Source organism: Bradyrhizobium sp. Ken64 (assembly GCF_055807555.1).
In genome coordinates, this window is the sequence record NZ_JBVVPA010000001.1 from 245,978 (window position 1) to 271,979 (window position 26,002).

Sequence of the window (26,002 nt, forward strand, 5' to 3'; positions counted from 1 at the left end):
GGTTCTGTTCCTAACGGGCTGCCCGGCAAAGCAGTGTTCGACAAGCACGAGAAAGCGCTTCACGGCAAGGGGCGGTTTCGAAAATGCGAGACAATGCTCGCATGACGATCGCGACCCGCTGCCACCAGCACCCCATGCGTGACTTGCCGGCGGTTATAGAGGATGGGATCTCCGGAGAGATCGCTCATCCTACCATCGGCTTCCTGCACGATCAAATCGGCCGCCGCAAGGTCCCAATCATGACTGTTGCCGCCCGCAAAAGCCGCATCCAGCGCGCCATGGGCGACCCGGCACAGACGCAGCGCGAGCGAACCGATTCGCGGATGCAGCTTGATCTCGCCCAGCGACGGCTTCAGGCGCTCGACCAGGGGCTTCGGACCCGCGACACGCGAGAAGTCGAGCCCGGATCCCGCCGTCGCCTGCACCGGCCTGTCGTTGAGGGTCGTGCCGTGGCCGCGGGCGGCGAAGAAGAACTCATCGCTGGTCGGCGCGAACACCGCGGCGAGAACAGGCGAGGCATCCTCGACCAGCGCGACGCTGACGCACCATTCGTCGTGGCCGTTGAGGTAGTTGCGGGTGCCGTCGATGGGATCGACGATCCAGGTCAGGCGCCGCGTCAGCCGCACCTCGTCGTCGGCGCTCTCCTCCGACAGCCAGCCATAGTCGGGCGTCGCCGCGCGCAGGCGCGCTTCCAGGAGATCGTTGACGGCAATGTCGGCTTCCGAGACCGGCGAGGACGCGCCCTTGGTCCACTTCTTCAGCTCGGTGCGGAACATCGATTGCGCGAGTGCGCCCGCCTCCCGCACCGTGTCTTGCAGCAGCGCCGCGTCGCGTGTCAGGATGGCTTCACCTGTTGCGTTCGCGTCAACGTCCGCCAAGCGTCAAACCCTCGATGCGCACCGTCGGCGCGTTGACGCCGTAGCGGAACTCGAGATTGTTCGCCGGCTGCATCGACTTGAAGATCTCGAACAGATGGCCGGCGATCGTCACCTCGCTCACGGGATAGGTGAGTTCGCCGTTCTCGATCCAGAAGCCGGAGGCGCCGCGGCTGTAATCGCCGGTCACGCCGTTGACGCCCGAGCCGATCAGATCGGTGACGTAGAACCCCTGCTTGATGTCGGAAATCAGTTCGGCCGGTGTCGGCGTGCCGGGTTCGAGATGCAGATTATACGGCCCGGGCGACGGCGAGGAGGAGACGCCGCGATGGGCGTGGCCGGTGGTGGTGAGACCGAGCTCACGCGCGGTGGCGCAATCGAGCAGCCAGGTCGTCAGCACGCCTTCGTCGATCAGCGCGATCTTCTTCACGGCAACGCCTTCCGCGTCGAACGTCTGCGAGCGCAGGCCGCGTTTGCGCAGGGGATCGTCGATGATGCGGATGTTCTTGGCGAACAGCTGCTGGCCGAGCTTGTCCTTCAGGAAGCTGGTCTTGCGCGCGATCGAAGCGCCATTGATGGCGCCGACGACGTGACCGACCAGCGAGCCCGCGACGCGCGGATCGAACACCACAGGCACCTTGCAGGTCTCGACCTTGCGTGGATTGGCGCGGGCCACGGTGCGCTCGCCCGCGGAACGGCCGACGATCTCCGGCGACAAGAGGTCGGCACCATGCGGCGCCGAGGTGAAGTCGTAGTCGCGCTCCATGCCGGTGCCGTCGCCGACAATGGCGGTGGCGGAGATGCCCTGGCTGGAACGCAGATACGAGCCGTGGAAGCCGGTGCTGGTGACGAGCACCATGCCGCCCATGCCGGCGGAGGCCGAGGCGCCGCCGGATTTGGTCACGCCCTTCACACCGAGCGCCGCAGCCTCGGCTTCGAGCGCGCGCCGCTCGAGCTCCGAGGTCGCGGGCACGTCGGGGTCGAGCAGATCGAGATCGGGGAAGTCGCGCGCGAGCAGTGCGGGATCGGCAAGACCGACATATTTGTCGTCGGGCGCGACACGCGCCATCGCAACCGCTCGCTCGGCAAGCTTGGTCACGGCATCGCCGCTGGCATCGTTGGTCGAGACCACCGCCTGGCGCCGGCCGACCAGCACGCGCAAGCCGACATCGTCGCCCTCGGAACGTTCGGATTCCTCGACCCGGCCGTCGCGCACCTCGACGCCTTGCGAGACGCCACGCACGGCAACCGCATCGGCCGCATCCGCGCCGGCGCGCCTGGCAGCATCCACCAGCCGCTGCGCGAGATCGGAGAGCGCAGACTGATCGAATAGGTCGCGACTGGCTGTGGACAAATCCTTGGGCGAAAGCGTCGAGCTTGGTGAAGGGTTCACAAACGAAATCCTGTTGGGGCGGGCTGCGGGACCGGAACCCACAGATGTGCCCTGATTGCGCGGACTTCAAGCATTTTCAGCCCACCAAAAGCTCAGATTCGCACCTTGCGCGCAACGTCTCGTCAATCATGCGCGCCAAGGTCTTGTCAATCATGCGCGGCGGTGAGGTTGGATTAACCAGCCTTTTTAAGCGGTTTCGGAAAGGCGCGCGCTAAGGTCCTCACATCGACCGGGAACATAATCCCGGCGGGGAGAACGAAAGCCGTGAGGCGTCAAACAGCAACAAGCGGGATCGCTCCCGCCGGGTCGAGCCGCTCCCTGCGGCTCGACCCCCTTTCCCTTCCGGTCCGCTTCGATGCGCATGATCCGCGCGCCGACGGATATGTCCGGCAGATCGAACTTCATCGCGAACGTGTCGTGCTGCACCGTGCCGTCCGCGGCATGCGGATGGCGATCAACGTCCGCGTCAGCGACTTCACCGGCGTCGCGCTGCGCGGCAACGACGAGGCCCAGACCCTCGTCCTCGTGCATCGCGATCCCTCGCTCTCCATTCCGCTGCTGGTCAGCGCCGATGGTGACGAACTCGTTGAAGCCTGGGCGATCTGGAGCGAGCTGTTCGCGCTTCCGCAGCTCGACGAAGGCGCACGCAAACCCGCGCCGCGCCGTCGCCGCGCCAACGCGATCCGCGACCGCCGTCCAAAATTTCTGATGCGTCGCCGCACCGGTGTCGCACGGGAGTTGTCGGTGCATCGCGATGAGCACGAGATCATCGCCCGGACTTAAGCCGCCCGTATCACCGCGTCGGCCAGCAAACCCGCAAACAGCAGAAATCCCGCATCTCGGTTCGAATAGAACAGGCGCTTGCAGAGATCGCCGTCGCTGATATTCAGCCGCGCGATCTGCGAGGCCAGATGCACGGCGAAGGCCCCAAGTCCGAGCCAGGCCGGCCAGCGCGCATCGCCCGACGCCAGCGCCACGCCGATCAGCAGCACCGCCAGGCCGTAGAACAGGATCAGCGCCTGGTGCGTATGCGTGCCGAACAGGCGCGCGGTGGACTTGATGCCGATCAGCGCATCGTCCTCGGCGTCCTGATGCGCGTAGATCGTGTCGTAGCCGATCACCCAGGAAATCGCGCCGGCATAGAGCACGAGCGCGGTGACGTCGATCCGTCCGAAGGTGACGGCAAATCCCATCAGGGCGCCCCAGGAGAACGCGAGGCCGAGCACGATCTGCGGCCACCAGGTGATGCGCTTCATGAACGGGTAGATCGCGACGATCACCAGCGAGGCAATGCCGGTCAGGATCGCCAAGCGGTTGAACTGCAGCAACACCACGAGCCCGATCAGCGCTTGCGCGACCATGAAGGCCAGCGCCTGCTTCGCGCTCACCTGGCCCGACGGCAGCGGCCGCGAGCGGGTGCGCTCGACCTTGTCGTCGAGGTCACGGTCGGTGATGTCGTTCCAGGTACAGCCTGCCCCTCGCATCACGAAGGCGCCGATGAAGAACAGGATGATGGTGAGCGGCAGGCCGCGGACGTCATGCGCCATTCCGGCGGCGAGCGCCGCCGACCACCAGCACGGCATCAACAGGAGCCAGGAGCCGATCGGACGATCGAAGCGGGACAAGCGCAGATAAGGCCGCGCCCATTGCGGCGCACGCGTATCAACCCAGTTGCCGGTGGAATCGGCAACGCGGGCTGATGTGCTAGTGCCCAGTTTTCGAAGTTCGTATTCCATCGCGGCGTATCCCGGTACGAACTTCGAAAACTACAAGGGCACTAGCAAGAAATTATAATTCACGTGCCGCTTATCGATTTGAAGTTCCTAAGAGGATCTCGCGGCAGGCACCGTAGGAACTTCAAATCGGCGGCACGTGTATCATCGGGTCAGGACGTTGCCGTTGAGTGTGTCGAAGGTGCTGCCGCCCTTCTTGCCTGCATTGGCCTCGGGCGCCGAGCCCGAACCCAGCACTTCGCTCAGCGACGGACCGGCCGGACCGCGCGGCTGGTTCTGCATCTGCTGCGCAACATTGCAGACCTTCGCCGCCATGGTTTCGGTGTTCTTGTGGCCGTCCTTCATCTGCGCGCCGACCTGCGCCGGAATTCCGCACTTCGAGGCGTTGGCCTCGATGAACTTGATCATCTTGGTCTCAGCGTGGCTGAAATTGCGGATCAGCTTGCAGGCCTCGTCGGGCGGGGCGTGACGGTCGCTCGCGGCCTTGATCAGCTTGCCGCGCTTTTCGGCATCCTCGCGCAGAGGCATGAAGGCCTTCATGCAGTCCTCGCTGGGACCGGCTTGCGTCGGCGGGGCCGCGCTGAAGGCGCCGGCACCACCGACGGGTGCGGCGCCGTTCACGGGAAAGGACGATTGCGGCGCGCCGCCGACAGAGGCGACGGGCGCCGAGCCATTCACGGGCGGGAAGGCGGAACTGGTTGGGGCCTGGCTCGGCAGCGGCGCGGGGAAACCCTGCGCATAGGCACCAACGGCGCCCATCGTGACCATGGCGGCAGTGATCGGAACCATCAAATGACGGATCATCAAGGCAGTCTCTCCGGCAGGAGCTTGCGGGGTTCGGCGTCTTCCCAATAGAAGCGCAACCAGCGTGCTCGCGATTTTACGATTCCCGCCGGCCCTTAACAACCCGTTGAATAGGGCGAGAGCGCGGCGCGCCGACGCACCGTTTTGGCAAAATTTACCCCGAAAGTACTGCTTTCGGTTAAGAACGGCGGCAAATCGGACCTTTGACGATGCCTTCCTACGATTTCCGCGGCCCCCGCCTGTTCGTTGATGCCCCCCTGGCCCAGGACGGCAGGGTCGAGCTCGACCGCGACCAGAGCAATTATCTCGGCAATGTACTGCGGCTTACCGCCGGGGCCGAGGTTTTGGCGTTCAACGGCCGCGACGGCGAATGGCAGGCCGCCATTGAAGGCCGCAAGCGGCCGGACGGCCTCGTCATCCTCCAGCAGACCCGGCCGCAGGACCGGCTGCCCGACCTCGCCTACGTCTTCGCCCCGCTCAAGCATGCCCGGCTCGACTACATGGTGCAGAAGGCCATCGAGATGGGCGCCGCCAGCCTTCAGCCGGTGCTGACCCGGTTTACCCAGGCTTCCCGCGTCAATACCGAGCGGATGCGCGCCAATGTCGTCGAGGCGGCCGAGCAATGCGGCATTCTCAGCATCGCCACCGTTGCCGAACCGATGCCGCTGGAGCGCTTCCTCAGCCAGCGCGTCGTCGGCAGGCTGCTGATCTTCTGCGACGAGGCGGCGGAGCTCGAAAACCCCGTTCAAAGCCTGCAAGACGCAGGCATGGCGGAGGGCATCGACGTGCTGATCGGCCCCGAAGGCGGCTTTGCCGAGGAAGAGCGGGCGCTGCTGCTGCGGCAGCCGAAAATCCTGCGGCTGGCGCTGGGACCCCGGATCATGCGGGCCGACACGGCCGCGGTGGCCGCGCTGGCGCTGGTGCAGGCAGTGCTGGGCGACTGGGGTGGTGAACGCGGCTAAGGCAATTGTTAGTTGGCCTTCCGGCTGCCGATCGTCCGAGCAGCCCCAGGCCACCGAACCAGGTCGACGGCGACCGCACCGTGCTATTCGCCTCGTAGCGACCGGTTCAGAGTCTCGGAAGGCAACTCTCCGAAAGCCTCTCTGTAGCTGGCTGCGAACTCGCTGAGATGCCAGAAACCATGCGCAAGCGCACAGGACTTCACACTCCGGCCTACTCGACCGGTGCGCAGTTGCTTGCGCACCGACCAGAGGCGTAAGACTCGGCTATAGCGATGTGGGCTCATGCCGCAGATGGCCCGTGTCGCACTCTGGAGAGTCCGGACCGACACGCCCGCCTGTTCCGCCAGTTCGGTCGTCTTGTGCCAGATCATCAGATCGCGCCGGATCAGTTTCTCCATATCGGCTACGATCCGCCGATAATGCTCGGTGGTGGATGACACAGGTCCGCTTGCGACGCTGGACCAGATCGCCGCATCCATCGTGCTGAGCAGTGACTGTTCGACAATCGTTTGCGAAGCGGGCTCGTTCAGGAAGTCTGGGTCATTTGCTGCGGTTTCAAGCGATATCGAGATCAGACGGCGCAGCGAGGCAAGCACGTCCGGCGCCGGATTCAGCAAATGGCATCCATCGCCTAATTCAGGCAATGGCTCACGCCCGGATGGGCTGAAGTAGACGACAGACAGCAGACGCCCCTCCGGCTCATGCACCAGGCAATCTGAACCGCCTTTTAGAACGATAACAGAACCGCCGATTGATTGCCCGTTGATGCGGACAGAGGTCACGTGATCCATCGGGACCACCACTGCGGCAGCATTGGTGAGCTGATAGCCGCGAATGATCCGGGGGAAGGTTTTCAACAGCGACAGGGTCAGGGTCGGCAAGGTGAGCCGGGCACGCATGATCGCGGTCGCCCCGGCCGACAACGGCATGCTCGATGCGCCGGCGTATTTCTCGGTCTCGCCGAAATGATCGATGTCATACGATTTGAGCTCGAGCGCCGAGGACGGCTTGAGATCCTGGAACGACATCAAGCGATCCGCCGCACTCTTTTGCATTCCCTCGCAAGCAGGGACTAGACGGCTTTGATCCATGTTCTGCTGCTTACCTGGGCTTCTTCTTGGAAACGGCGACTTTAGGGCCACGCAAATCATTCGGCCCGTTGACGCCGGCGCGCCGCGGGTCGCGCGGCATTGAGAGTGGCATGAACGATCAGAAGGTCGAGCGGATCGAATTCGTCGTAGTGCCGGAACATCTCGCAGATCGAAAACGGCATATAGGGCCAGCGCGTGTCGTGAGACCGTACGGGTAACATCGGTTGCATTGCGCATGAATCGAAACCAACTTTCGCATTGTAAACGAAGGTTCCGCGAACGGATCGTCCCCCTACCCAAATTGAGTATGCGACCTGTGGAGCGTTCTCAAACGGTCCGGGCAGCTCGCGGATGAGTTGCGGAGGAGGCGGCCGAGCTTTCCGCCCCAGGCGACCCATGGAAGCGCCCCGGAGACGTCCCTGCCCCGAAATGAATGAGGGTGAGGCCTCCCTGTCCATCTGGGTCGATGCAGCGGGATAGGCAGGTATTATATTACCCGAGTTGGCGCGAGACCTAATTTAAGCTTCGCCTCCTGTGATGACTGCGCGTCGCTCCGACACTGTTAAGCGATTGATCCTTTGGAGGTCGAAACCGCTTTCGGGCCATGCTAAGGCCTGCGGCAATTCGCTTCCCTTGCTTGCCCTGCCCGGTTCCACCGGGATGATGGACCCCGAGATGACTCCGACTGCCACCTCAAATGCTGCCGGCTCCGCCGCCTGGGCGGACACGCTGCTGCTGTCGTTCGCGCAGGCCGGCTATGTCAGGGCCGAGCCTGCAATCCTGCAGCCGGCCGAACCGTTCCTTGATCTCTCCGGCGAGGATATCCGCAAGAGCCTGTACCTGACCACGGACCTCTCCGGCGAGGAGCTCTGCCTGCGCCCGGATCTGACCATTCCGGTGGCCCGCGATTACCTCAGCTCTGGCCGTGCCGGCCAGCCGGCCGGGTTCAGTTATCTCGGCCCGGTGTTCCGCTACCGCAACGGCCAGAGCAGCGAATTCCTGCAGGCTGGCATCGAATCGTTCGGCCGCCAGGACCGCGCCGCGGCCGATGCCGAGATGCTGGCACTGGCGCTGGAGGCGACCGCCGCCTTCGGGGTCCGCGACGTCGAGATCCGCACCGGCGACGTGGCGCTGTTCAACGCGCTGCTCGACGCGCTCGACCTCTATCCAGTCTGGCGCCGCCGCCTGGTCAAGGATTTCAACCGCAAGATCAGCCTGGAGCAGGATCTGGAGCGGCTGGCGGCCGCGACCACCGCGACCCGCAGCGAATATGAGGGCGTGCTTGCGGCGCTCGCCGGCTCCGACCGCAAGGCGGCGCTCGCTTTCGTTACCGATCTGATGTCGATCGCCGGCACCACCAATGTCGGCGGCCGCACCACCGCCGAGATTGCCGACCGCTTCCTCGAGCAGTCGACGCTGAAGGGCGGCGCGCTGCCGCGCGAGGCCATCGCCGTGCTCAAGCGTTTCCTGTCGATATCGGGTAACCCCGATGACGCCGTCGCCGAGCTGCGCGCGCTCACCAATGACGCGAAGCTCGACCTCAGTGCTGCGGTCGACCAGTTCGAAAGCCGGGTCGGCTTCATGGCGGCGCGCGGCATCGATGTGAAGGCGACGCGCTTTTCGACCGCGTTCGGACGCGGGCTCGACTACTACACCGGCTTCGAATTCGAGCTGCATCATCGCGGCAACGGCGCCGAGCCGCTGGTTGCCGGCGGCCGCTATGACGGGCTGATGACCCAGCTTGGATCGGCCGAGCCGATCCCCGCGGTCGGTTTCTCGGTCTGGGTGGATGCGCTGACCCGGATCGGCCGCAAGGTGGGAGCTTAAGTCATGAGCGCGCCATTCGTTCTGGCCGTTCCCTCCAAGGGCCGCCTGCAGGAAAACACCGAGGCCTTCTTCGCCCGCGCCGGGCTCAAGCTGGCGAAGGCGGGCGGCGCCCGCGACTATCGCGGCACGCTCGCGGGCCTCGACAATGTCGAGGTCGCCTATCTCTCGGCGAGCGAGATCGCCTCGCAACTGTCCCGCGGCTCGGCGCATCTCGGCGTCACCGGCGAGGATCTGGTGCGCGAGACCATCGCGGACGCCGACAAGCGCGTCTCTCTGATCGAAGGCCTCGGCTTCGGCTATGCCGACGTCGTCGTCGCGGTGCCGCAGGCGTGGATCGACGTCCGCACCATGGCCGACCTCGACGATGTCACCACCGGCTTCCGCGAGCAGCATCACATGCGGATGCGGGTCGCGACCAAGTTCATCAATCTCACCCGCGCCTTCTTCCAGAGCCAGGGCATCACCGATTACCGCATCGTCGAAAGCACGGGCGCGACCGAAGGCGCACCGGCCGCCGGCAGTGCCGAGTTGATCGTCGACATCACCACGACCGGCGCGACGCTCGCCGCCAACGGATTGCGGGTGCTCGACGACGGCGTGATCCTGCGCAGCCAGGCCAATCTGGTCGCCTCAAGGGACGCCGATTGGTCGCCGCAGGCGCGGGAGACCGCGCGAATCATCCTCGATCACATCGCGGCGCGGGCGCGGGCCAACAAATACCGCGAAGTCCGCACCCGCTTCCGCCAGTGCGACGCGGCCATGCTCACCGAGGCCCACGAGCGCTTCGGCGTCGAAGCCCCGTTCGGCGGGCCGACCTCGTCAGGCATGCTCACGCTGCACTGCCCGCCCGGCCAGCTCTATGCACTCGCGAGCTTCCTGCGCGGGCATGGCGCCGAGACCGTCTCGGTGGTTTCGCTGGATTACGTGTTCGACCGGGAGAACCCGCTGTTCGCCAGGCTCGAGGCGTTCCTGCGGCAGTGAGCCCAAAGTTTGTTGAGCAATTCCGTTCAGCGTAGCGACAGCAAACGGCAGCTACCATATGCTGTTGAGATGACCTTGCAAGAAAACCTGATCGCCTCTGGAACCTTGATCGATGACGCTGGGCTCTGACGTTTCCGGCATGACGACCACCGCGGCAAGCGCCGCCGCGAAGGGACTGTCGATTGTCGTCCCGCTCTACAACGAAGCGGCCGGTCTCGCCGCCTTGCACCAGCGCATCTGCGATCTCGCAAAGACCTTGCGGCAGCGCTATCGCTTGGCTTGCGAGATCGTCTATGTCGACGACGGCAGCGCGGACGCGACGCTGTCGATCGCCCGCTCACTGCCGGCCGACGCGATCGACGTCCAGGTGGTGTCGCTGTCGCGTAATTTCGGCAAGGAGGCCGCGCTGATGGCCGGCCTCGACCATGCCAAGCTCGGCGCGGTGCTGTTCATGGACGGCGACGGCCAGCATCCGCCGTCGCTGGTCGAGCGACTGGTGCGGCACTGGATCGAGGACGGCTACGACGTCGTCTATACTGCCAAGGCGCATCGCGACAACGAACCGTTCCTGCGGCGGCTTGCCGGTCGCGGCTTCTATGCGCTGATCAATTGGGGCGCACGCCAGAAGATTCCCGAAGACGCCGGCGACTTCCGCCTGCTGTCGCCGCGCGCGGTCGCAGCGCTGAGGCAGTTGCCGGAGCGCAACCGCTTCTTCAAGGGCCTCGCGAGCTGGATCGGCTTCCGCCAGATCCGCGTCGATTACGAGCCCGCGCCGCGCACCCATGGCGTGACGACCTTCAGCGCCGCGCGTCTGCTTGGTCTTTCGATCGAAGGCGTCACCTCGTTCTCGGTGGCCCCGCTGCGCTTCGCCAGCCTGCTCGGCGTGATCCTCGCAGGCGGAGCGTTCCTGTTCGGTCTGTCGATCCTGTGGGAGGTCTTGACCACCGGCAAGCAGGTGCCCGGCTATCCCTCACTCGTGATCGGCCTGATGACGATCGGCGGCGTGCAGCTCATCATGATCGGCATCGTCGGCGAATATATCGGCAAGATCCTGTCCGAGCTGAAGGCGCGGCCGATCTACTTCGTCGCCGAGCACAGTGAAAAGCATTTCGAGACCGACAAGGCCCAGGATGCTTCAAGCCAGGACGCTTCAAGCCTGGACGCCTCGAAGAGGACGGCGGCCGAATGAGCGCGGCCGCGCCGCCGCGGCGGATCTGGCTCTGCGCCGACGATTACGGCATCAGCCCGGGTGTCAATCGCGCCATCCGCGACCTGATCGAACGCGGCCGTCTCAACGCCACCTCGGTGATGATGGTGGGACCTGCGGTCGAGCGCAGCGAGATCGAGGCGCTCCAGACGGCGGCGCAAGCGAGCCCGCGCTGCGCGATCGGATTGCACGTGACGTTGTCGGCACCGTTCCGGCCGCTCACCATGCATTTCCGTCCGCTCGACGGCGACATGTTTCTCCCGTTTCCGAAGCTGCTGCGCGCGGGTCTTGCGCGAAGGCTCGACCGCGAGTTCTTTCGCAACGAGGTCAAGGCGCAGCTGGCAGCCTTCGCGAAAGCGTTCGGACGCGCGCCTGACTTCGTCGACGGTCATCAGCATGTGCAGCTCTACCCGCAGGTGCGCGACGGCTTTGTCGACGCAGTCGCCGAAGTCGCGCCAAAAGCGTGGGTGCGCCAGGGCGGACGCGACCTGCCGCTGATGCAGCGGCTGGCCTCACCGAAAGCCATGGTGCTCGACATCCTCAGCGCGCAATTCCGCCGCCGCGCCGGCAGCGCGGGCCTCCGCTTCAATCCCGGTTTCGCCGGCGCCTATGATTTCACGCAGGCGGCCGATTTCGGCGCGCTGATGCGGCAATTCCTCGAAGGCCTGCCGGATGGCGGCCTCATCATGTGCCATCCCGGCTTCGTCGACGACATCCTCACCGGGCTGGACCCGATGACGGATGTCCGCGAACGCGAGCACGCCTATCTCGCCGGCGATGCCTTCGCGCGCCTGCTGACGGACAGCGGCGTCACGCTGGGGTGAACCGGCGAAAGTTTGCGAGAAAGCCGCCCGAGAGGCAGCTTGTCGCATACCGAAATTTAATCCAGCCGGCACTGTTGGGGCCACAATGGAACCCTACATCTGCCTCGCGCTTGTTTTGCGCGAGGGAGACTGACCATGACGCCGCAGGAACGCCAACTCGTCGACGAGCTTTTCGACCGGCTTTCGAAACTGGAAAATGCACCGCGCGATCCCGACGCGATCGCCGCGATCTCCGACGGCCTGCGCAAGGCGCCCGGCGCGATCTATGCGCTGGTGCAGACCGTGCTGTTGCAGGACGAGGCGCTGAAGCGTGCTCACAATCGCATCCAGGAGCTGGAGGCGGCGCAGGCGCCCGAGCAGGCGCAGTCCGGCGGTTTCCTGGACACCATGCGCGACACGCTGTTCGGCGGGGCCCCGTCGCGCGGCTCGGTTCCGAACGTGCCGCCGCGTGATTCGCGGCCGGTGTGGAACAGCGGCCAGGCGATGCAGCAGACCCAGCCCGGTTACGGCCAGCCGCCTTATGGGCAGGCATACGGTCAGGGCCCAGGCCAGGGCTATGGCGCGCCGCCGCCGGTCGGCGGTGGAGGCGGCTCGTTCCTCGGCACGGCGGCGGCAGCCGCGGCCGGCGTCGTCGGCGGCTCGCTGCTGCTCTCCAGCATTCGCGGCATGATGGGCGGATCGCATCAGCAGGCCTTCGGCGACACCAATGCTCTGGGCGATCGCAGCGCTGGTGGAGGTCCCTGGAGCGGCAGCGATCAGTCCGGCGGCTCGCTCGCGCGCGATGCCGGCCTCGACGACATCGGCTCGAACCGCGACCGTGGTGATGCGTCCCGGCAGGGCTTCGCCGACCACGCTTCGAACGACGACCAGAATTACAGCGATCAGAACGACAATGGCGACTTCGCCGACGACAGCGACTTCGGCGGCGGAGATGATGGCGGCAGCGATTACGCCTGACGCTTCTTATCCTTGCTCCAAAGCGAAACGGCCGCCCATCGAGCGGCCGTCTTGTTTCAAAGGGTAGTTGAGGTCAGCCGCCCCAGTGCTGGCTTTGGTAAGGATCGCTGTATCCGCCCGATGACGAGTACGGGGCCGCGTAGGGAACATAGGCAAAGCCCGCAGCCGCACGCGGCGTGACATGGGGGGTGAAACTTTGTGTGGCAGGCGCGACATGCCGCTTATGATTTGCCGTCCCGGCACTGGCCGAGGCGGTCAGGGCGACAAGGATACCCAACGCCAAGATCGTACGCATCGCAATTGCTCCTATTGAGTTGCCATGCGTAGCTAGGCTTCGGCCCTTGCCGCACCAGTCCGCCATCCCTTCACGATCGTTCACTTCCCCGGCATCAAAGCATGCCGTCAGGTCTCACATCACCACGACCTTGGTGCCGACATTGACGCGGCCGTAGAGGTCGATGACGTCCTCGTTGCGCATGCGGATGCAGCCTGAGGAGACGTTGGTGCCGATGGTCCAGGGCTCGTTGGAGCCGTGGATGCGGTAGAGCGTGGAGCCCAGATACATCGCGCGCGCGCCAAGCGGATTTTCCGGGCCGCCTTCCATGTGCCTCGGCAGGTCAGGACGGCGCGCGATCATTTCCGCCGGCGGGGTCCACGCCGGCCATTCGCGCTTCGCCGTGATCGACTTCACGCCGGACCAGGTGAAGCCGGGGCGGCCGACGCCGATGCCGTAGCGCATCGCGCGGCCATTGCCCTCGACCAGATAGAGGAATTTGTTCGGCGTATCGACCACGACCGTGCCGGCGCTTTCGTTGCCGCTATAGTCAACGAGTTGTTTCTCGAATCTCGGGTCGAACTGACGCTGCCGCGGATCCACCGCCTCCTGCTGGAGACCTGCGCCCTGCATCTGCGGCTCGCCCATCGGCGGCAGGCGACGCTGGTCATAGTAACCTGGCTGCTGCTGATACACCGGCTGCTGCGGAGCGTAGGCCGGACCGCGACCGGGTCCGTCGCCGAAGATGAACTCGATGAAGCCGCCGCCCATGTTCGAATTGGAGGCGACGCGAACCGGCGCAGGCGGCACCTGCGGCTGGTACAGCACCGCGGGTGGATCGTTCGGCACGCTATTGTCGAAGGCGCTGGCGCTGTTGGCGCCGGCAATGAAGGTGCAAGCGCTGCCAAGCAGCGCAACAGACATTTTCTTGAACATCGACGTACTCTGTACTGTTTCGTCTAGATCACACGCGTCGTGGCGAGGTGATGGCTGATCCGCACCCGCGACGTGGTCAATAAAGAGCAAAAGCCGTTTTGTTTGGTAAACGGAAGCGCCGTTTCGATTCACCACGTCGTCGGCAGCGGTGCAATTTGGCGATCAGCGTTTATTTTCGATGAACGCCGCGCACGCATGGTTAATCGCTCGTTTGCAAGCTGTCGCGCACAACCGGGACGATAGTTCCGGCTGTGAACTTCGTGTTAAATCGCTTCTGCCTACAAAGACGCGTGAGTGAGGTGGGGGGAGTTCTTGATGGCTATTCACCGCAAACGTTTTCGTGTCGAGGAGGCTATTGTCGGCGAGATGCCCAGCCCCGAAATGATTGAGGAGGCTGCACCGATGCATAGCGAGATCATGGCCGAGTTGCGTGCGATCCGTGCACAGATGGCGAAGGGCACCGCGCCCTTGTCCGGCAGCGCCGCCATGGCGGCGATCGACGCCTCCACGGCCCACGAGCTCTCCGAAGCCCGCACCATGCTCGATACCTACCGGGCGCAGATCGAGCAGTGCGAGAAGCTGAAGGTCGAGCTCGACCTCATCCACGACGCCATCGACCGTACCAAGCGCGAGATCGCGACACTGCATGGCAAGAGCTTCGACGGCGGCGAAATGGCCAAGGTCAATGGCGAGCTCGGCGCGGTCGTCGGCGGCACCGAACAGGCAACCCAGCAGATCCTCGAAGCCGCCGAGTCGATCGACCAGGCGGCCAGCGCGATGGCCAAGGTGCAATCGGCCGATCAGCAGAAGCGGCTCGCCGACGATATCCAGGAACGCGTCATCTCGATCTTCGAAGCCTGCAACTTCCAGGACCTGACCGGCCAGCGCATCAGCAAGGTCATGAGCACGATGAAGTTCATCGAGCAGCACATCAATTCCATGATGGAGATCTGGGGCGGCGTCGACGCGATCAAGTCCCACGTCGTGCCGCAGGTCGACACCCGCAGCGATGACGACAAGCTTCTCAACGGCCCGAAGCTCGCCGGCGACGTCGGCCACGCCTCGCAGGACGACATCGACGCGCTGTTCGACTGAGCGGACGCGGCACTCTGAAAAAACAAAACGCCGGCGCAAGCCGGCGTTTTTTTCGTCATTGCGAGCGAAGCGAAGCAATCCAGACTGTATCCGCGGAGGCAGCCTGGATTGCTTCGTCGCTTCGCTTCTCGCAATGACGAGTGGCTAGGCCGGCGCCGCGATCACGCCCTCGGCGCGCAGCGGACGTAGACCATGTTGCCGTAGCGGGTGGCGGCGTCCTTGTCGATGAAGCGGGTGATGAGGACGCGGCCGTCGAAGGAGACGATCTCGCGGTCCTGCTCGCCGGGCGTCGGACCCGCCGGTCCGATATAGTTTTTTCCGCTGGGCGAACCCTTCAGCCGCAGCTCCTGCGGTGTTGCCTGGTCCGCCAGATGCATGATCACGCCGCCGGAGGAGCCGGCGGTGATCACATAAGGATTTTTGCATTGGGCCCGGGCGGCAGCCTCGGTGCGGGCGCGGTCGGCCGGGTTCTGGAACGAGGCGAGGCCCCAGCGCCCGACGATCTCGTCGGCGCGGATCGACGCGGGCATTTCCGGACCGGTGCCGGGCTCGGCCTCGGGGGGCGGTGAGGACGAAGAAAAGGACGGCAGGCTCATGCCGCCGCCGCAGGCGCCAAGCAGCAGCGCCAGGCAAGAAGCCGCCGCCAGATTGGCGACCGTGCGCGCGTGAGCCGAACTGATCATGGCATTCCCCCGGACAAAACCATGGCCGCACCCCTGACGCAGCCAAGCGCAAAACCGCTGCCGGAGCAATGACGTCCTTTAATACGCCGGCGCCCCGAACAAGTTTCCAATGTCACCATCCTATATCCGTCTCACCAATCGCTTAACCACCTTTGCTTGACAGGATCGCGGCCAAGCCATATTCCCGGACGCACCATTAGCACTCTGAAAGATGGATTGCTAACGCGCGCCGATCGATCCTCGGGAAGGGTGGACGGAAGCGCCGCCCGCCCATTTCCTCTCCTTCCGAAGCGAGCCTCCAAAGGGAAACGTCATGACTAAATCCAAATTTCGTCCGCTGCATGACCGTGTCGTGGTCAAACGTATCGACGCCGAGTCAAAGACCAAGGGCGGCATCATCATTCCGGACACGGCCAAGGAAAAGCCGTCCCAGGGCGAAGTCGTCGCCGTCGGCCCCGGTGGCCGCGACGAGGCCGGCAAGCTGATCCCGATCGACCTCAAGGTCGGCGACCGTGTGCTGTTTGGCAAGTGGTCGGGCACCGAGGTCAAGATCGACAACGATGAGCTCCTGATCATGAAGGAGTCGGACATTATGGGCGTGATGGCCTAAGGCCAGACGCCTGAACGGCCGCTGAATGCATGCCCGGGTCACTCGATCCGGGCATGCATCATTCCGCCGGGTTCGATCGCGGACCTCGGAATGAGGCGACCCAATAAGCAAGACACATCACGAAAAAAGAAGAGGAATTGCAGACCATGGCTGCCAAAGACGTCAAGTTTTCCGGAGACGCGCGCGATCGCATGCTGCGCGGCGTCGACATTCTCGCCAATGCCGTCAAGGTGACGCTCGGCCCGAAGGGCCGCAACGTGCTCATCGAGAAGTCGTTCGGCGCGCCCCGCATCACCAAGGACGGCGTCACCGTCGCCAAGGAGATCGAGCTCGAGGACAAGTTCGAGAACATGGGCGCCCAGATGGTGCGTGAGGTCGCTTCCAAGACCAACGACCTGGCCGGCGACGGCACCACCACCGCGACCGTGCTGGCCCAGTCCATCGTACGCGAAGGCGCCAAGTCGGTTGCCGCCGGCATGAACCCGATGGACCTCAAGCGCGGCATCGACATCGCGGTTGCGGCCGTCGTCAAGGACATCGAGAAGCGCGCCAAGCCGGTCGCCGCCTCTTCCGAGGTCGCCCAGGTCGGCACCATCTCGGCCAACGGCGACGCCGCCATCGGCAAGATGATCGCGCAGGCGATGCAGAAGGTCGGCAACGAGGGCGTCATCACCGTCGAGGAGAACAAGTCGCTCGACACCGAGGTGGACATCGTCGAGGGCATGAAGTTCGACCGCGGCTATCTGTCACCCTATTTCGTCACCAACCCCGAGAAGATGACCGCCGAGCTCGAGGACGCCTACATCCTCCTGCACGAGAAGAAGCTGTCCGGCCTGCAGGCCATGCTGCCGGTGCTGGAAGCCGTGGTGCAGTCGGGCAAGCCGCTCGTCATCATCGCCGAGGACGTCGAGGGCGAGGCGCTGGCCACCCTGGTCGTCAACCGCCTCCGTGGCGGCCTGAAGGTCGCCGCCGTCAAGGCGCCGGGCTTCGGGGACCGCCGCAAGGCCATGCTCGAGGACCTCGCGATCCTCACCGGCGGCCAGCTGATCTCCGAAGACCTCGGCATGAAGCTCGAGAACGTCACGGTGAAGATGCTTGGGCGCGCGGGCAAGGTGGTGATCGACAAGGAGAACACCACGATCGTCAAGGGCGCCGGCAAGAAGCCGGAGATCGAGGCCCGCGTCGGCCAGATCAAGGCCCAGATCGAGGAAACCACCTCGGATTACGACCGTGAGAAGCTCCAGGAGCGCCTCGCCAAGCTCGCAGGCGGCGTCGCGGTGATCCGCGTCGGCGGCGCCACCGAGATCGAGGTCAAGGAGAAGAAGGACCGCGTCGAGGACGCGCTGAACGCTACCCGCGCCGCGGTGCAGGAAGGCATCGTCCCCGGCGGCGGCGTCGCGCTGCTTCGCGCCAAGAAGGCGGTCGGTCGTCTGACCAACGCCAATGCCGACGTCCAGGCCGGCATCAACATCGTGCTGAAGGCGCTGGAAGCCCCGATCCGCCAGATCTCCGAGAACGCGGGCGTGGAAGGCTCGATCGTCGTCGGCAAGATCCTGGAGAACAAGTCCGAGACCTTCGGCTTCGACGCCCAGACCGAGGAGTATGTCGACATGGTCGAGAAGGGCATCATCGACCCTGCCAAGGTGGTGCGCACCGCGCTCCAGGACGCCGCCTCGATCGCCGGCCTGCTGGTGACCACCGAGGCCATGGTCGCGGAGTCGCCAAAGAAGGAAGCCGCCTCCGGCATGCCGGCCGGTGGCGGTATGGGCGGCTTCTAAGGCCGTCCTCGCCTGACAGTGTTGCGAAGGCCGCCTCCGGGCGGCCTTCTTTTTGCCGATCATGGCCCGTGCTTTCCAATTCAACCGGCGGCCAAAACCCACTACGGTGACGCCCGATTCGAATTGTTTGGGCCTGATCTGATCGGAAAACCGCTTCACATTTTTCCGGATCATGCCCCATTGCCTCGGGGATTTCATCGATGCGCGCGCTTCTGTTTTGCTCCACGGCCGTTCTGGCGGCTCTGCTTGCAGTTTCGCCTGAGGTCGCATCCGCCCAGATGAAGCTGGCGCCGAAGGCCACGGCGCCCGGCGGCGTCGAGACGCGCTATTTCACCTCGATCGACGGGCTGATGGACGGCAATGCCGATGTGATCCTGAAGGAGACACGCCAGGGCAAGACCGTCACCGCAGCCGTGCTCGACGTCTGTTATCCCGTCGCGAAGAATTCCGACCGCAAGGACCGCTTCGTCGTCAATCTCCAGGTCGCGGGCCAGAACCTGACGGGTACGACGCAGAGCCTCGGCGCGAAGGCGCCAGTCACCGTCAAGCTGCTGCGCAAACAGGCCGGAGACACGTTCGAATTCCGCGGCCAGATCAGCATTGGCCAGGCCGTGACCGAGGTCACCTCGCCAGACAATTCCGATCTCAGCGAGAAGGAATTCCTCGACAACCAGACTTCCGACGACGGCATCACGCCACAGCCGAAGGATTTCACCGACGTCTCGCCGGAAGCGATCGCGGTCAAGGTCAAGCTGGATGCCGCAACCGAGTTCCTCAAGAGCCTGAAGGGCCAGGATGTCGAGGTGACGCTGGCGAGCCTCACCGTCGGCTGCGACGCGCTGCGCGCGGGCGAGCAGACCATCAACATGTCGGTCGATCCGGAGCGCGCCGGCGCGCTGCTGGCAAAATTCAAGGCGACGCCCGGCGTCACCGCCGCGGGCTGGACCGCGGGCATGACCGAGATGGACCGCACCATCCGCATTGCCGCCGCCGACTGGCGCGACGGCGACAAGATCAACCGCGACAAGCTCGCGGCCGCGGTAGCTGGCGTGCTGAGCAGGACGCTCGCTGCAAAGCCGGTCTCGCAGAGCTTCAACCCGGCGACCGGCAAGCTCAAGCTGGTGTTCAAGCGGCCGAACCAGGACTTTCCCGCGCTCGAGCTCACCGACACGATCGAGGTTGCGGGTCTCGTCTCGCCTGACAAGCCCGGCACGACCGACAAGCTCATGCTCTGGATCGGGAGTCCCGTGACCACGACCACCGACGAGAGCAGCGGCGCCAAGCTCAATCTCTCGGATGATGCTTCGGCCGACGAGGAAGGCGATCAGCCCGACGACAACGGTTCGGTCGAGGCGCTCGCCAAGGAGCTGAAAGGCCAGCGCTGGGACGCAGACAAGTCGGTGTGGAAGTAGACCCTCGTAGCCCGGACGCAGCGCAGCACGTCAGTGATGCGCTGCTGAGCCGGGGCCCAGAAGCCGCGCACGAGATCGACGGCAGATACCTGTGTCCCGGCTCTGCGCAGCAGCGTGCACGCTGCAGCGCGTCCGGGACACGAGAGCGAGACCTAATTGCCGTTGACGCGGAAGCGCAGCGGCTTGGGGCCGACGAGCGTGAGCACGTCGCCCTGGCGCTTCCAGGTCTCGACGCTGCCCAGGGCTGCAACGAGATCGTCGTCGGACTGGGCCCTTGCCGGCGGGCAGGATCGGTCCTGGATCTGGCCGGGGACGAAGATCACGGTGTTGCCGGCAACCGAGAACTGGCCCTTGCCGCCCTTGCACCAGAGCTCCAGCACGACCTCGCCATTGTCGCCGATCTCGATGTTCGGAATCCGCTTCGAGCCCGGCTGCGGCAGCGCCTCCAGCGTCATCTCGGTGCCGAACGGAAAACCGTCCTCCGCACGCGCGAGCGTCGACATCGCGAGCATTGCAACCGCCGCACACACCGTCTGCCTGAACGAAACCATGAGACCTCTCGACCGACCTGATTTGCGGCACCTTCTATAAGACGGCGGCGCCGTTGAGAAGGTTCGCCCATGCACAACGCAAAAATCCCCGCGAGGACCAACCTCGCGGGGATTTGCGTTGAAGCCGGGCGCGGCCTGCTACTTCAGCACCATCGCCGTGAACGGATAGACATAGGCCTGCAGCGTCACGAGCACACCGACGAGACAGGCCAGCACGATCGAGTGCCAGAACACGAAGCGCAGGATGGTGCCCTCGTGGCCGTACCAGTTGGTGGCCGTGGATGCGACCACGATCGATTGCGCGTCGATCATCTTGCCCATCACACCGCCGGACGAGTTCGCCGCACCCATCAGGATCGGCGACAGGCCGAGTTGCTCGGAGGTGATCTTCTGCAGGTTTCCGAACAGCACGTTGGAGGCGGTGTCCGATCCCGTCAGCGCCACGCCCAACCAGCCGAGCAGCGTGCCGAAGAAGGGATAGAGCACGCCGGTCGCAGCGAAGGCCAGGCCGAGCGTCGCGTCGACGCCGGAGAGCCGCGTCAGCGTGCCGATGGCAAGCATCGCCGAGATCGTGATCAGCGAGATCGCGCACAGCCGGATGGTGCGCCCGTACTGGATCAAGAGCTTGCCGGGCCCGACGCCCATCAGGAAGCCGGAGATGATCGCGGCGATCAGCATGCCCGTGCCGGTGAACGAGAGATAGGTGAAGCCGAACACCGCGCTCTCTTTCGTCGGCCCTGGCGCAACCGGCGGCATCTTGTTGATCATCTGATGCAGCTCGGGAACGGGATAGCTCCAGGTGAAGATCGAGTTCGCCCAGGTCTTGAATCCACCATTGCCCCATATCAGCATCACGATACAGACGATGATCCACGGCAGCAGCGCGCTGAACAGCTCGCTTTGCGTCAGCGGCGTCTTGTCCATCGGTCTTGCCGCGGCCATGGTGGCGGCCGATTCATCGCGGCCGCGCAGCGCCGGCGACAGCCAGAGCTGCCTGGGTTGCCAGACCTTCAGGAACAGGATCAGCGCCCCCATCGAGATCAGCGACGCACCGATGTCGACGATCCAGGGATTGACGTAGTTGGAGATCACGAATTGCGGGACCGCGAACGACACGCCGGTGACCAGGATCGCCGGCCAGACATCCTTCATGCCCTTCCAGCCCGCGAACGCCCACACCACCCAGAACGGCACGATCAGCGAGAAGAACGGCAATTGCCGGCCGACCATCGCGCCGAGGATGTAGGGATCAAGCCCGGTGACCGAGGCAAGGCCCTGGATCGGCGTGCCCAGCGCGCCATAGGCGACCGGCGCGGTGTTGGCGATCAGCGACAGGCCACTTGCTGCAAGCGGCGAGAAACCGAGGCCGATCAGGACGGCGCCCGTGATCGCGACCGGCGTGCCGAAGCCCGAGGCGCCTTCGAAGAAGGCGCCGAACGAGAATGCGATCAGCAGCAATTGCAACCGCCGGTCCTCGGTGACGCCGCCGACCGCGCGCTTGAGCAATTCGAAGCGTCCGGTGGTCACCGTCACCTGGTAGAGGAAGATGACGTTGAGAACGATCCAGCCGATCGGGAAGAAGCCGGTGACGATGCCCAGCACCGAGGCGCGGATCGACATGTTCGCCGGCATGGTGAAGACGAAGATCGTGATCAAATTGGCCACGATCACGGCAATGACCGCCGCGATATGAGCCTGGACGCGGCCGCTCGCGATCAGGACCAGCAATGTGACGACAGGGACTGCCGCCGCGATCGTCGACAGCACAGGGCTGTGCAACGGGTCATAAACTTGATTCCACATGATCTTCCTCCCCACGCATGTGTGCTGCAGGCGGCCCGCGTGGACAGCCGATCCTGCTTGACGCTGAAGCGATAACCCCCGAGCTGGACGCGAATTCCTCGCGAATGCAGCGGTTCCCGTCCGCTCACAAGCTCGCGAAATCCCGGAGGCCCCCACCCCGCGCCGATGGGCCCATGCTAGGGTTGCAAGCTGCGACAAGCCAACGCAAATTGCAGGACTTGCGACTTTAGTCTAAGTGCGCCGATTTCCGCCATCGTCCCAGGTCTTTGGCCCGGGCAGTTGTGCACATCCCCTCAGGAGACAGAGCTCTGTGAAGAACATCAGCGCCACGCTCGCGATCGTCTGGCGAATCGCCGCCCCGTATTTCCGGTCGGAGGACAAATGGGCCGGCCGCGGCCTGCTCGCCGCTGTCATCGCAATGGAGCTGGCGCTGGTCGCGATCGACGTCCTGGTCAATCAATGGCAGAATCGGTTCTACAGCTCGCTGCAGGCAAGTGACTGGGATAGCTTCGTCAGGGAGATCTGGATCTTCATCGGCCTCGCCTCCGCCTTCATCGCGCTGGCGGTCTACAAGCTGTACCTGAACCAGTGGCTCCAGATCCGCTGGCGGCAATGGCTGACCCGGCACTATTTGGGCGAATGGCTGCAAGGCGCCACCCACTACCGCATGCAGCTCAAGGGCGATGCGGCCGACAACCCGGACCAGCGCATCACCGAGGACGTCAAGAACTTCGTCGAGCAGACCCTGACCATCGGGCTCGGCCTGCTCTCATCGATCGTGACGCTGTTCTCCTTCGTGATCATCCTCTGGGGGCTTTCCAACGCTGCGCCGTTGCACCTGTTCGGCGCCGACCTCATGATTCCCGGATATCTGTGCTGGGGCGCGTTGGTCTACGCGATCTTCGGCACCGCGCTGACGCATTGGATCGGTGCTCCACTGGTCAATCTCAATTTCGAGCAGCAGCGCTATGAGGCCGACTTCCGCTTCAACCTCGTCCGCGTCCGCGAGAATTCCGAGCAGATCGCGCTGCTGAAGGGCGAAGGCGCCGAGCGCGGCCGCCTGCTGGATCGCTTCGGCTTCGTGATCGGCAATTGGTACGCCATCATGAGCCGTACCAAGCGCCTCACCGCGTTCACCGCGAGCTATCAGCAGGCCGCCGTGATCTTTCCCTACGTGCTGGTGGCGCCGGCCTTCTTCGCCAAGAAGATCCAGCTCGGCGACATGATGCAAACCGCCTCCGCCTTCTCGAGCGTACAGGGCGCATTGTCGTTCTTCGTGACGGCGTACCGGTCGCTGGCGGAATGGCGCTCGATCGTCGCCCGCCTCGACGGCTTCGAGATGTCGGTCGATGCGGCCGCGAACCTGCCGCCGCACGAGCCTGCGATTGCCCTCAAGGCCGCCGGCGGCAATCGCAATATCGCGCTCGAGCAGCTCTGCGTGAACCTGCCGAGCGGCACGCCGCTGGTCGCCGCCGACGCCTTCTCCGTCCAGACGCCGGAGCGCGTGCTGGTGACCGGACCATCGGGCTCCGGCAAGTCGACGCTGTTCCGGGCCATCGCCGGCATCTGGCCGTTCGGCACCGGCAGCATCTTCGTCCCGGAAAAGGCGAAGCTGATGATGCTGCCCCAGCGCCCCTATTTCCCGGTCGGCGTGCTGCGCGACGCGGTGGTCTACCCGGCCGCGCCGGGCGCGTTCGAAACCTCACGCGTCAGGGATGCGTTGATCGCGGTCGGGCTGCCCGACCTCGCCGAGCGGCTTGAGGAGGACGGTCATTGGAACCGGATGCTGTCGCTCGGCGAGCAGCAGCGCCTCGGGCTCGCCCGCGCGCTGCTGCACGCGCCGGACTATCTGTTCATGGACGAGGCCACGGCCTCGCTGGACGAGCCGTCCGAGGCCCGCCTGTACCGGTTGCTGGCGGAGAAGCTGCCACAGGCCACCCTCGTCTCGATCGGCCACCGCTCGACGCTGGAAGCCTTCCATACCCGCAAGGTGACGATGGTGAAGCACGGCGCGATCCACGTCCTCGATGACGGTGGTGTGCCGGTCGAGAAGGAGCCGAGCGCGGCACGCTGAGACGGCTCGAATAAGCCTGACGCTATGGCCCTTCGTTGCGGCCATCTTTCGAGACGTCCGCCTTTGGCGGGCTCTCAGGAGGAGGTCTGTCGTCGGGGTGAAATCTGTGAGCCCTCGTGGTGAGGAGCCCGCCGCGCGGGCTTCTCGAACCATGCAGGCCCGTGGCCTGGCCCCAAAGCCCCAAAAGCAAAAGGGCGGCAGGTTGCCCTGCCGCCCTCATCAAGTCGCTTCGGGAAGAAGCTTACTTCAGGTTGCTCATTGCCGTCAGGTCGAACGACAGCTTGGCAATGCCGGCCGCGCCGCACCAGTTGGAGCTAGCACCGCCCGGATTGATCGGGGTAACGCTAGTGGTGCCGGTGGCATTGAACGCGCTGGTGAAAGCGTTGCAATCACCCTTGCTCAGGTCGGTGTCGGAGTAACGCAGATCCAGCGTCATCACTTTATAGGTGAATCCGATGCCGATGTTCCAGGTGTTATAGCTGGGCTCGGGAATGCCTGCCGTGTAGTTCGGGAAGCCAGCAAGCTGAGCCACGCCATAGAAGGAATCCGAAGTTCCGAACCACTGGCGGCCGAACTCACCCGAAACGTACATTCCGACGCCGCTCGAACCAAATGTCGTGCTCGGCGCGATCCACTTGCCGGTGATCGACAGGTAGTTGCCCCAAGCGCCGGTATTGAGGAAATTCGGCGAATAGAATTCGTTGAGGCCGAACGAGAAGCTGTCGTTCACGGTGTAGGTCACCTTACCATAGACCTCGTAGAAGCTCGCATCCCTCTTCGCGACGTTGAAGTTGGTCAGTGTATTGGCGATACACTCAGCGTTCAGCGCGTTTCCTGCGGTGTCGGTGACAGCGCCGCCGCCATAGTAGCAGGTGCCGCCCGGATACAGATAACCCCAAACACCAACGTCGAAAGCGAAGGCACCGAAGGTCGGACGAATACCGCCGTAAATGTCAATCTCAGCGGCCGCACGATTGGGGAAGGAGATGCTCTCTCCGGCCACACCGGCGTACAGCTGCAGGTCCTTGGTGACGTTGTAGCGCGGCTCAAAATAGGCTGCGACTGACGCCTTGTGGTTCGACTGGGTGATACCGCGGAAGATGTAATCGTTCATGATGGCGCCGCCGAAGGCGATATCCCAGGGATCAAACGCAACCACCGGCGGGGCTTTCCGAGCCTTCACCGCCATGTCCGCCGCGAAAGCCGAGCCCGTCACCATTGCCAGCGCCGTTGCCAACAAAGCCACTTTTTTCATTTCGATCCCCATCACCAGTTCTAAGACCCCAGCCGGATCCCGGAAGCCCCCCGGAACGCACGACCTGATTGCAAATTTCGTAACTGCGGCAATCTGGATGCAGTGGCGTAAACCGAGAAGCAAAAAACGCGGGCATCTGCCGACTTTTTGGGCGTTCTGACGATTCCACGGAAGGTTGTCAGCCTGTGTGTCTTCTCGAACACATTATTTGCATTCCAAAGTGCACTGGGAGGCCCGGGTTAGTACGGGTCCTGCGGTACCGTGCTGCCCCCACCACGAATCAGGCTGCTTCCGGACAAGACCATCCTCCGCCCGCCGGCGCGCCGATGCAAAAAAAGGCCGCAGCATCACCGCTGCGGCCTTCCTGTTGTCGATCGTGGTCGTCGGATGGGATCCAGCCTTCGGCCTGACCTTGGGCTTACCCTTGTCCTTCGGCCGGTGTCGTGTCCGCAGAAGACGAAGGCATCGCCCAGCTTGTCTCGGCGGCGGCCTCGGGAGCCGGAGCTGCCGGCGTTGACGGCTTCGGCGCGGGAGCTGCCTTCGCCTTCTTCGGCGTCGCTTTCTTCGCAGCCTTCTTGGCGGCCTTCTTAGGGGCAGCCTGCTTAGCGGCTTTCTTGGCCGACTTCTTGGCGGCCTTCTTCGGCGCGGCCTTCTTGGCAGATTTCTTTGTGGCTTTCTTGGCAGACTTCTTCGCGGACTTCTTGGCTGCCTTCTTTGAGGTCTTCTTCGCCGCTACCGCCTTCTTGGCCTTTTTGGCCTTCTTGCTTTTTTTCTTCTTCGCTTTCGCCATCGTGGTCCTCCTGTTGCCGCCGAACAATGGTCGATCGGGTGTCTTCAACCGTCACCTCCGGACGAAAGCTCAGCCCTCGAAAGCTCA

23 protein-coding genes are annotated in these 26,002 nt (G+C 64.3%); 12 read left to right on the forward strand and 11 right to left on the reverse strand.

The window, feature by feature from the left end:
• Positions 1-59: 59 nt before the first annotated feature.
• On the reverse strand, positions 60-878 hold the full coding sequence (locus AC0L2F_RS01245; protein WP_063993964.1) for a 3'(2'),5'-bisphosphate nucleotidase CysQ: 819 nt from the start codon (positions 876-878) through the stop codon (positions 60-62).
• Positions 865-2,268 carry a TldD/PmbA family protein gene (locus AC0L2F_RS01250; protein ID WP_473247221.1) on the reverse strand — a complete coding sequence of 468 codons (1,404 nt, stop codon included), beginning with the start codon at positions 2,266-2,268 and terminating at the stop codon, positions 865-867. The genes AC0L2F_RS01245 and AC0L2F_RS01250 overlap by 14 nt, the downstream gene beginning before the upstream one ends.
• A gap of 264 nt (positions 2,269-2,532) precedes the next feature.
• Between AC0L2F_RS01250 and AC0L2F_RS01255 the strand changes: the two genes are divergently transcribed.
• Entirely contained in the window at positions 2,533-3,051 is a 519-nt protein-coding gene (locus AC0L2F_RS01255) for a DUF6101 family protein (protein WP_007614953.1), read from the forward strand.
• Here the strand turns inward: AC0L2F_RS01255 and ubiA are convergent.
• Complete coding sequence (gene ubiA, locus AC0L2F_RS01260) at positions 3,048-4,004, reverse strand: 4-hydroxybenzoate octaprenyltransferase (RefSeq protein ID WP_473247222.1); 957 nt, start codon at positions 4,002-4,004, stop codon at positions 3,048-3,050. The two genes, AC0L2F_RS01255 and ubiA, sit on opposite strands and share 4 nt — an antisense overlap.
• Positions 4,005-4,145: 141 nt before the next feature.
• Complete coding sequence (locus tag AC0L2F_RS01265; RefSeq protein ID WP_473247223.1) at positions 4,146-4,805, reverse strand: hypothetical protein; 660 nt, start codon at positions 4,803-4,805, stop codon at positions 4,146-4,148.
• A 209-nt stretch (positions 4,806-5,014) separates the two neighbouring features.
• On the opposite strand from AC0L2F_RS01265, the gene AC0L2F_RS01270 reads away from it, so the two are divergent.
• Positions 5,015-5,767 (forward strand): 16S rRNA (uracil(1498)-N(3))-methyltransferase, encoded by a 753-nt coding sequence (locus AC0L2F_RS01270; protein ID WP_473247224.1) that lies wholly within the window; start codon positions 5,015-5,017, stop codon positions 5,765-5,767.
• Between the two features lie 83 nt (positions 5,768-5,850).
• Here AC0L2F_RS01270 and AC0L2F_RS01275 read toward each other — a convergent pair whose 3' ends face one another.
• A complete protein-coding gene (locus AC0L2F_RS01275; RefSeq protein WP_473247226.1) occupies positions 5,851-6,795 on the reverse strand; it encodes a helix-turn-helix domain-containing protein in 945 nt (314 codons plus the stop codon).
• A gap of 738 nt (positions 6,796-7,533) precedes the next feature.
• On the opposite strand from AC0L2F_RS01275, the gene AC0L2F_RS01280 reads away from it, so the two are divergent.
• The 5 genes from AC0L2F_RS01280 (at position 7,534) to AC0L2F_RS01300 (ending at position 12,654) form a co-directional block, all read left to right on the forward strand.
• Entirely contained in the window at positions 7,534-8,685 is a 1,152-nt protein-coding gene (locus AC0L2F_RS01280) for an ATP phosphoribosyltransferase regulatory subunit (protein ID WP_035975244.1), read from the forward strand.
• 3 nt (positions 8,686-8,688) lie between these two features.
• Positions 8,689-9,666, forward strand: coding sequence for an ATP phosphoribosyltransferase (hisG, locus tag AC0L2F_RS01285; protein ID WP_007614966.1), 978 nt, complete (start codon positions 8,689-8,691; stop codon positions 9,664-9,666).
• 112 nt (positions 9,667-9,778) lie between these two features.
• Positions 9,779-10,855, forward strand: a complete 1,077-nt coding sequence (locus AC0L2F_RS01290) for a glycosyltransferase family 2 protein (protein WP_473247227.1) — start codon at positions 9,779-9,781, stop codon at positions 10,853-10,855.
• A complete protein-coding gene (locus tag AC0L2F_RS01295) occupies positions 10,852-11,697 on the forward strand; it encodes a ChbG/HpnK family deacetylase (protein ID WP_473247228.1) in 846 nt (281 codons plus the stop codon). Before AC0L2F_RS01290 ends, AC0L2F_RS01295 begins: the two co-directional genes overlap by 4 nt.
• Before the next feature lie 135 nt (positions 11,698-11,832).
• Positions 11,833-12,654 (forward strand): DUF2076 domain-containing protein, encoded by an 822-nt coding sequence (locus AC0L2F_RS01300; protein WP_007614972.1) that lies wholly within the window; start codon positions 11,833-11,835, stop codon positions 12,652-12,654.
• Positions 12,655-13,063: 409 nt separating this feature from the next.
• Here the strand turns inward: AC0L2F_RS01300 and AC0L2F_RS01305 are convergent, their stop codons facing one another.
• Positions 13,064-13,864 (reverse strand): L,D-transpeptidase, encoded by an 801-nt coding sequence (locus tag AC0L2F_RS01305; RefSeq protein ID WP_473247229.1) that lies wholly within the window; start codon positions 13,862-13,864, stop codon positions 13,064-13,066.
• 315 nt (positions 13,865-14,179) lie between these two features.
• Here AC0L2F_RS01305 and AC0L2F_RS01310 point away from each other — a divergent pair, with 315 nt between their 5' ends.
• Positions 14,180-14,959: a protein phosphatase CheZ gene (locus tag AC0L2F_RS01310; RefSeq protein WP_007614982.1), complete on the forward strand. Its 780-nt coding sequence runs from the start codon at positions 14,180-14,182 to the stop codon at positions 14,957-14,959.
• Between the two features lie 161 nt (positions 14,960-15,120).
• Here AC0L2F_RS01310 and AC0L2F_RS01315 read toward each other — a convergent pair whose 3' ends face one another.
• Complete coding sequence (locus AC0L2F_RS01315; protein WP_007596953.1) at positions 15,121-15,642, reverse strand: hypothetical protein; 522 nt, start codon at positions 15,640-15,642, stop codon at positions 15,121-15,123.
• A gap of 313 nt (positions 15,643-15,955) precedes the next feature.
• Between AC0L2F_RS01315 and AC0L2F_RS01320 the strand changes: the two genes are divergently transcribed.
• The 3 genes from AC0L2F_RS01320 (at position 15,956) to AC0L2F_RS01330 (ending at position 19,442) form a co-directional block, all read left to right on the forward strand.
• Positions 15,956-16,252, forward strand: a complete 297-nt coding sequence (locus AC0L2F_RS01320) for a co-chaperone GroES (protein WP_007596954.1) — start codon at positions 15,956-15,958, stop codon at positions 16,250-16,252.
• A gap of 146 nt (positions 16,253-16,398) precedes the next feature.
• Positions 16,399-18,030: a chaperonin GroEL gene (groL, locus tag AC0L2F_RS01325; RefSeq protein ID WP_007614985.1), complete on the forward strand. Its 1,632-nt coding sequence runs from the start codon at positions 16,399-16,401 to the stop codon at positions 18,028-18,030.
• A gap of 200 nt (positions 18,031-18,230) precedes the next feature.
• Positions 18,231-19,442 carry a hypothetical protein gene (locus AC0L2F_RS01330; RefSeq protein ID WP_473247230.1) on the forward strand — a complete coding sequence of 404 codons (1,212 nt, stop codon included), beginning with the start codon at positions 18,231-18,233 and terminating at the stop codon, positions 19,440-19,442.
• A 152-nt stretch (positions 19,443-19,594) separates the two neighbouring features.
• Here the strand turns inward: AC0L2F_RS01330 and AC0L2F_RS01335 are convergent, their stop codons facing one another.
• Positions 19,595-19,993, reverse strand: a complete 399-nt coding sequence (locus AC0L2F_RS01335; protein ID WP_473247231.1) for an META domain-containing protein — start codon at positions 19,991-19,993, stop codon at positions 19,595-19,597.
• 138 nt (positions 19,994-20,131) lie between these two features.
• Positions 20,132-21,796, reverse strand: coding sequence for an L-lactate permease (locus tag AC0L2F_RS01340; RefSeq protein WP_473247232.1), 1,665 nt, complete (start codon positions 21,794-21,796; stop codon positions 20,132-20,134).
• Positions 21,797-22,106: 310 nt separating this feature from the next.
• Here AC0L2F_RS01340 and AC0L2F_RS01345 point away from each other — a divergent pair, with 310 nt between their 5' ends.
• On the forward strand, positions 22,107-23,870 hold the full coding sequence (locus AC0L2F_RS01345; protein WP_473247233.1) for an ABC transporter ATP-binding protein/permease: 1,764 nt from the start codon (positions 22,107-22,109) through the stop codon (positions 23,868-23,870).
• Positions 23,871-24,111: 241 nt separating this feature from the next.
• On the opposite strand, the gene AC0L2F_RS01350 is transcribed toward AC0L2F_RS01345, so the two are convergent.
• Both AC0L2F_RS01350 and AC0L2F_RS01355 read right to left on the reverse strand, forming a co-directional pair.
• The gene (locus AC0L2F_RS01350; RefSeq protein ID WP_473247456.1) at positions 24,112-25,125 is read right to left on the reverse strand and encodes a TorF family putative porin; all 1,014 of its coding nucleotides are present in this window, start codon (positions 25,123-25,125) and stop codon (positions 24,112-24,114) included.
• Between the two features lie 418 nt (positions 25,126-25,543).
• Positions 25,544-25,915, reverse strand: coding sequence for a hypothetical protein (locus AC0L2F_RS01355; RefSeq protein ID WP_007614995.1), 372 nt, complete (start codon positions 25,913-25,915; stop codon positions 25,544-25,546).
• Between the last annotated feature and the right edge of the window lie 87 nt (positions 25,916-26,002).

Coding starts and splice junctions, on each gene's coding strand:
- AC0L2F_RS01320 (WP_007596954.1), top strand. CDS start 15,956: ATGACTAAATCCAAATTTCGTCCGCTGCATGACCGTGTCGTGGTCAAA.
- AC0L2F_RS01295 (WP_473247228.1), top strand. CDS start 10,852: ATGAGCGCGGCCGCGCCGCCGCGGCGGATCTGGCTCTGCGCCGACGAT.
- AC0L2F_RS01350 (WP_473247456.1), bottom strand. CDS start 25,125: ATGAAAAAAGTGGCTTTGTTGGCAACGGCGCTGGCAATGGTGACGGGC.
- AC0L2F_RS01340 (WP_473247232.1), bottom strand. CDS start 21,796: ATGTGGAATCAAGTTTATGACCCGTTGCACAGCCCTGTGCTGTCGACG.
- AC0L2F_RS01315 (WP_007596953.1), bottom strand. CDS start 15,642: ATGATCAGTTCGGCTCACGCGCGCACGGTCGCCAATCTGGCGGCGGCT.
- AC0L2F_RS01305 (WP_473247229.1), bottom strand. CDS start 13,864: ATGTTCAAGAAAATGTCTGTTGCGCTGCTTGGCAGCGCTTGCACCTTC.
- ubiA (WP_473247222.1), bottom strand. CDS start 4,004: ATGGAATACGAACTTCGAAAACTGGGCACTAGCACATCAGCCCGCGTT.
- hisG (WP_007614966.1), top strand. CDS start 8,689: ATGAGCGCGCCATTCGTTCTGGCCGTTCCCTCCAAGGGCCGCCTGCAG.
- AC0L2F_RS01330 (WP_473247230.1), top strand. CDS start 18,231: ATGCGCGCGCTTCTGTTTTGCTCCACGGCCGTTCTGGCGGCTCTGCTT.
- AC0L2F_RS01335 (WP_473247231.1), bottom strand. CDS start 19,993: ATGGTTTCGTTCAGGCAGACGGTGTGTGCGGCGGTTGCAATGCTCGCG.
- AC0L2F_RS01310 (WP_007614982.1), top strand. CDS start 14,180: ATGGCTATTCACCGCAAACGTTTTCGTGTCGAGGAGGCTATTGTCGGC.
- AC0L2F_RS01300 (WP_007614972.1), top strand. CDS start 11,833: ATGACGCCGCAGGAACGCCAACTCGTCGACGAGCTTTTCGACCGGCTT.
- AC0L2F_RS01280 (WP_035975244.1), top strand. CDS start 7,534: ATGACTCCGACTGCCACCTCAAATGCTGCCGGCTCCGCCGCCTGGGCG.
- AC0L2F_RS01275 (WP_473247226.1), bottom strand. CDS start 6,795: ATGTCGTTCCAGGATCTCAAGCCGTCCTCGGCGCTCGAGCTCAAATCG.
- AC0L2F_RS01355 (WP_007614995.1), bottom strand. CDS start 25,915: ATGGCGAAAGCGAAGAAGAAAAAAAGCAAGAAGGCCAAAAAGGCCAAG.
- groL (WP_007614985.1), top strand. CDS start 16,399: ATGGCTGCCAAAGACGTCAAGTTTTCCGGAGACGCGCGCGATCGCATG.
- AC0L2F_RS01265 (WP_473247223.1), bottom strand. CDS start 4,805: ATGATCCGTCATTTGATGGTTCCGATCACTGCCGCCATGGTCACGATG.
- AC0L2F_RS01270 (WP_473247224.1), top strand. CDS start 5,015: ATGCCTTCCTACGATTTCCGCGGCCCCCGCCTGTTCGTTGATGCCCCC.
- AC0L2F_RS01290 (WP_473247227.1), top strand. CDS start 9,779: ATGACGCTGGGCTCTGACGTTTCCGGCATGACGACCACCGCGGCAAGC.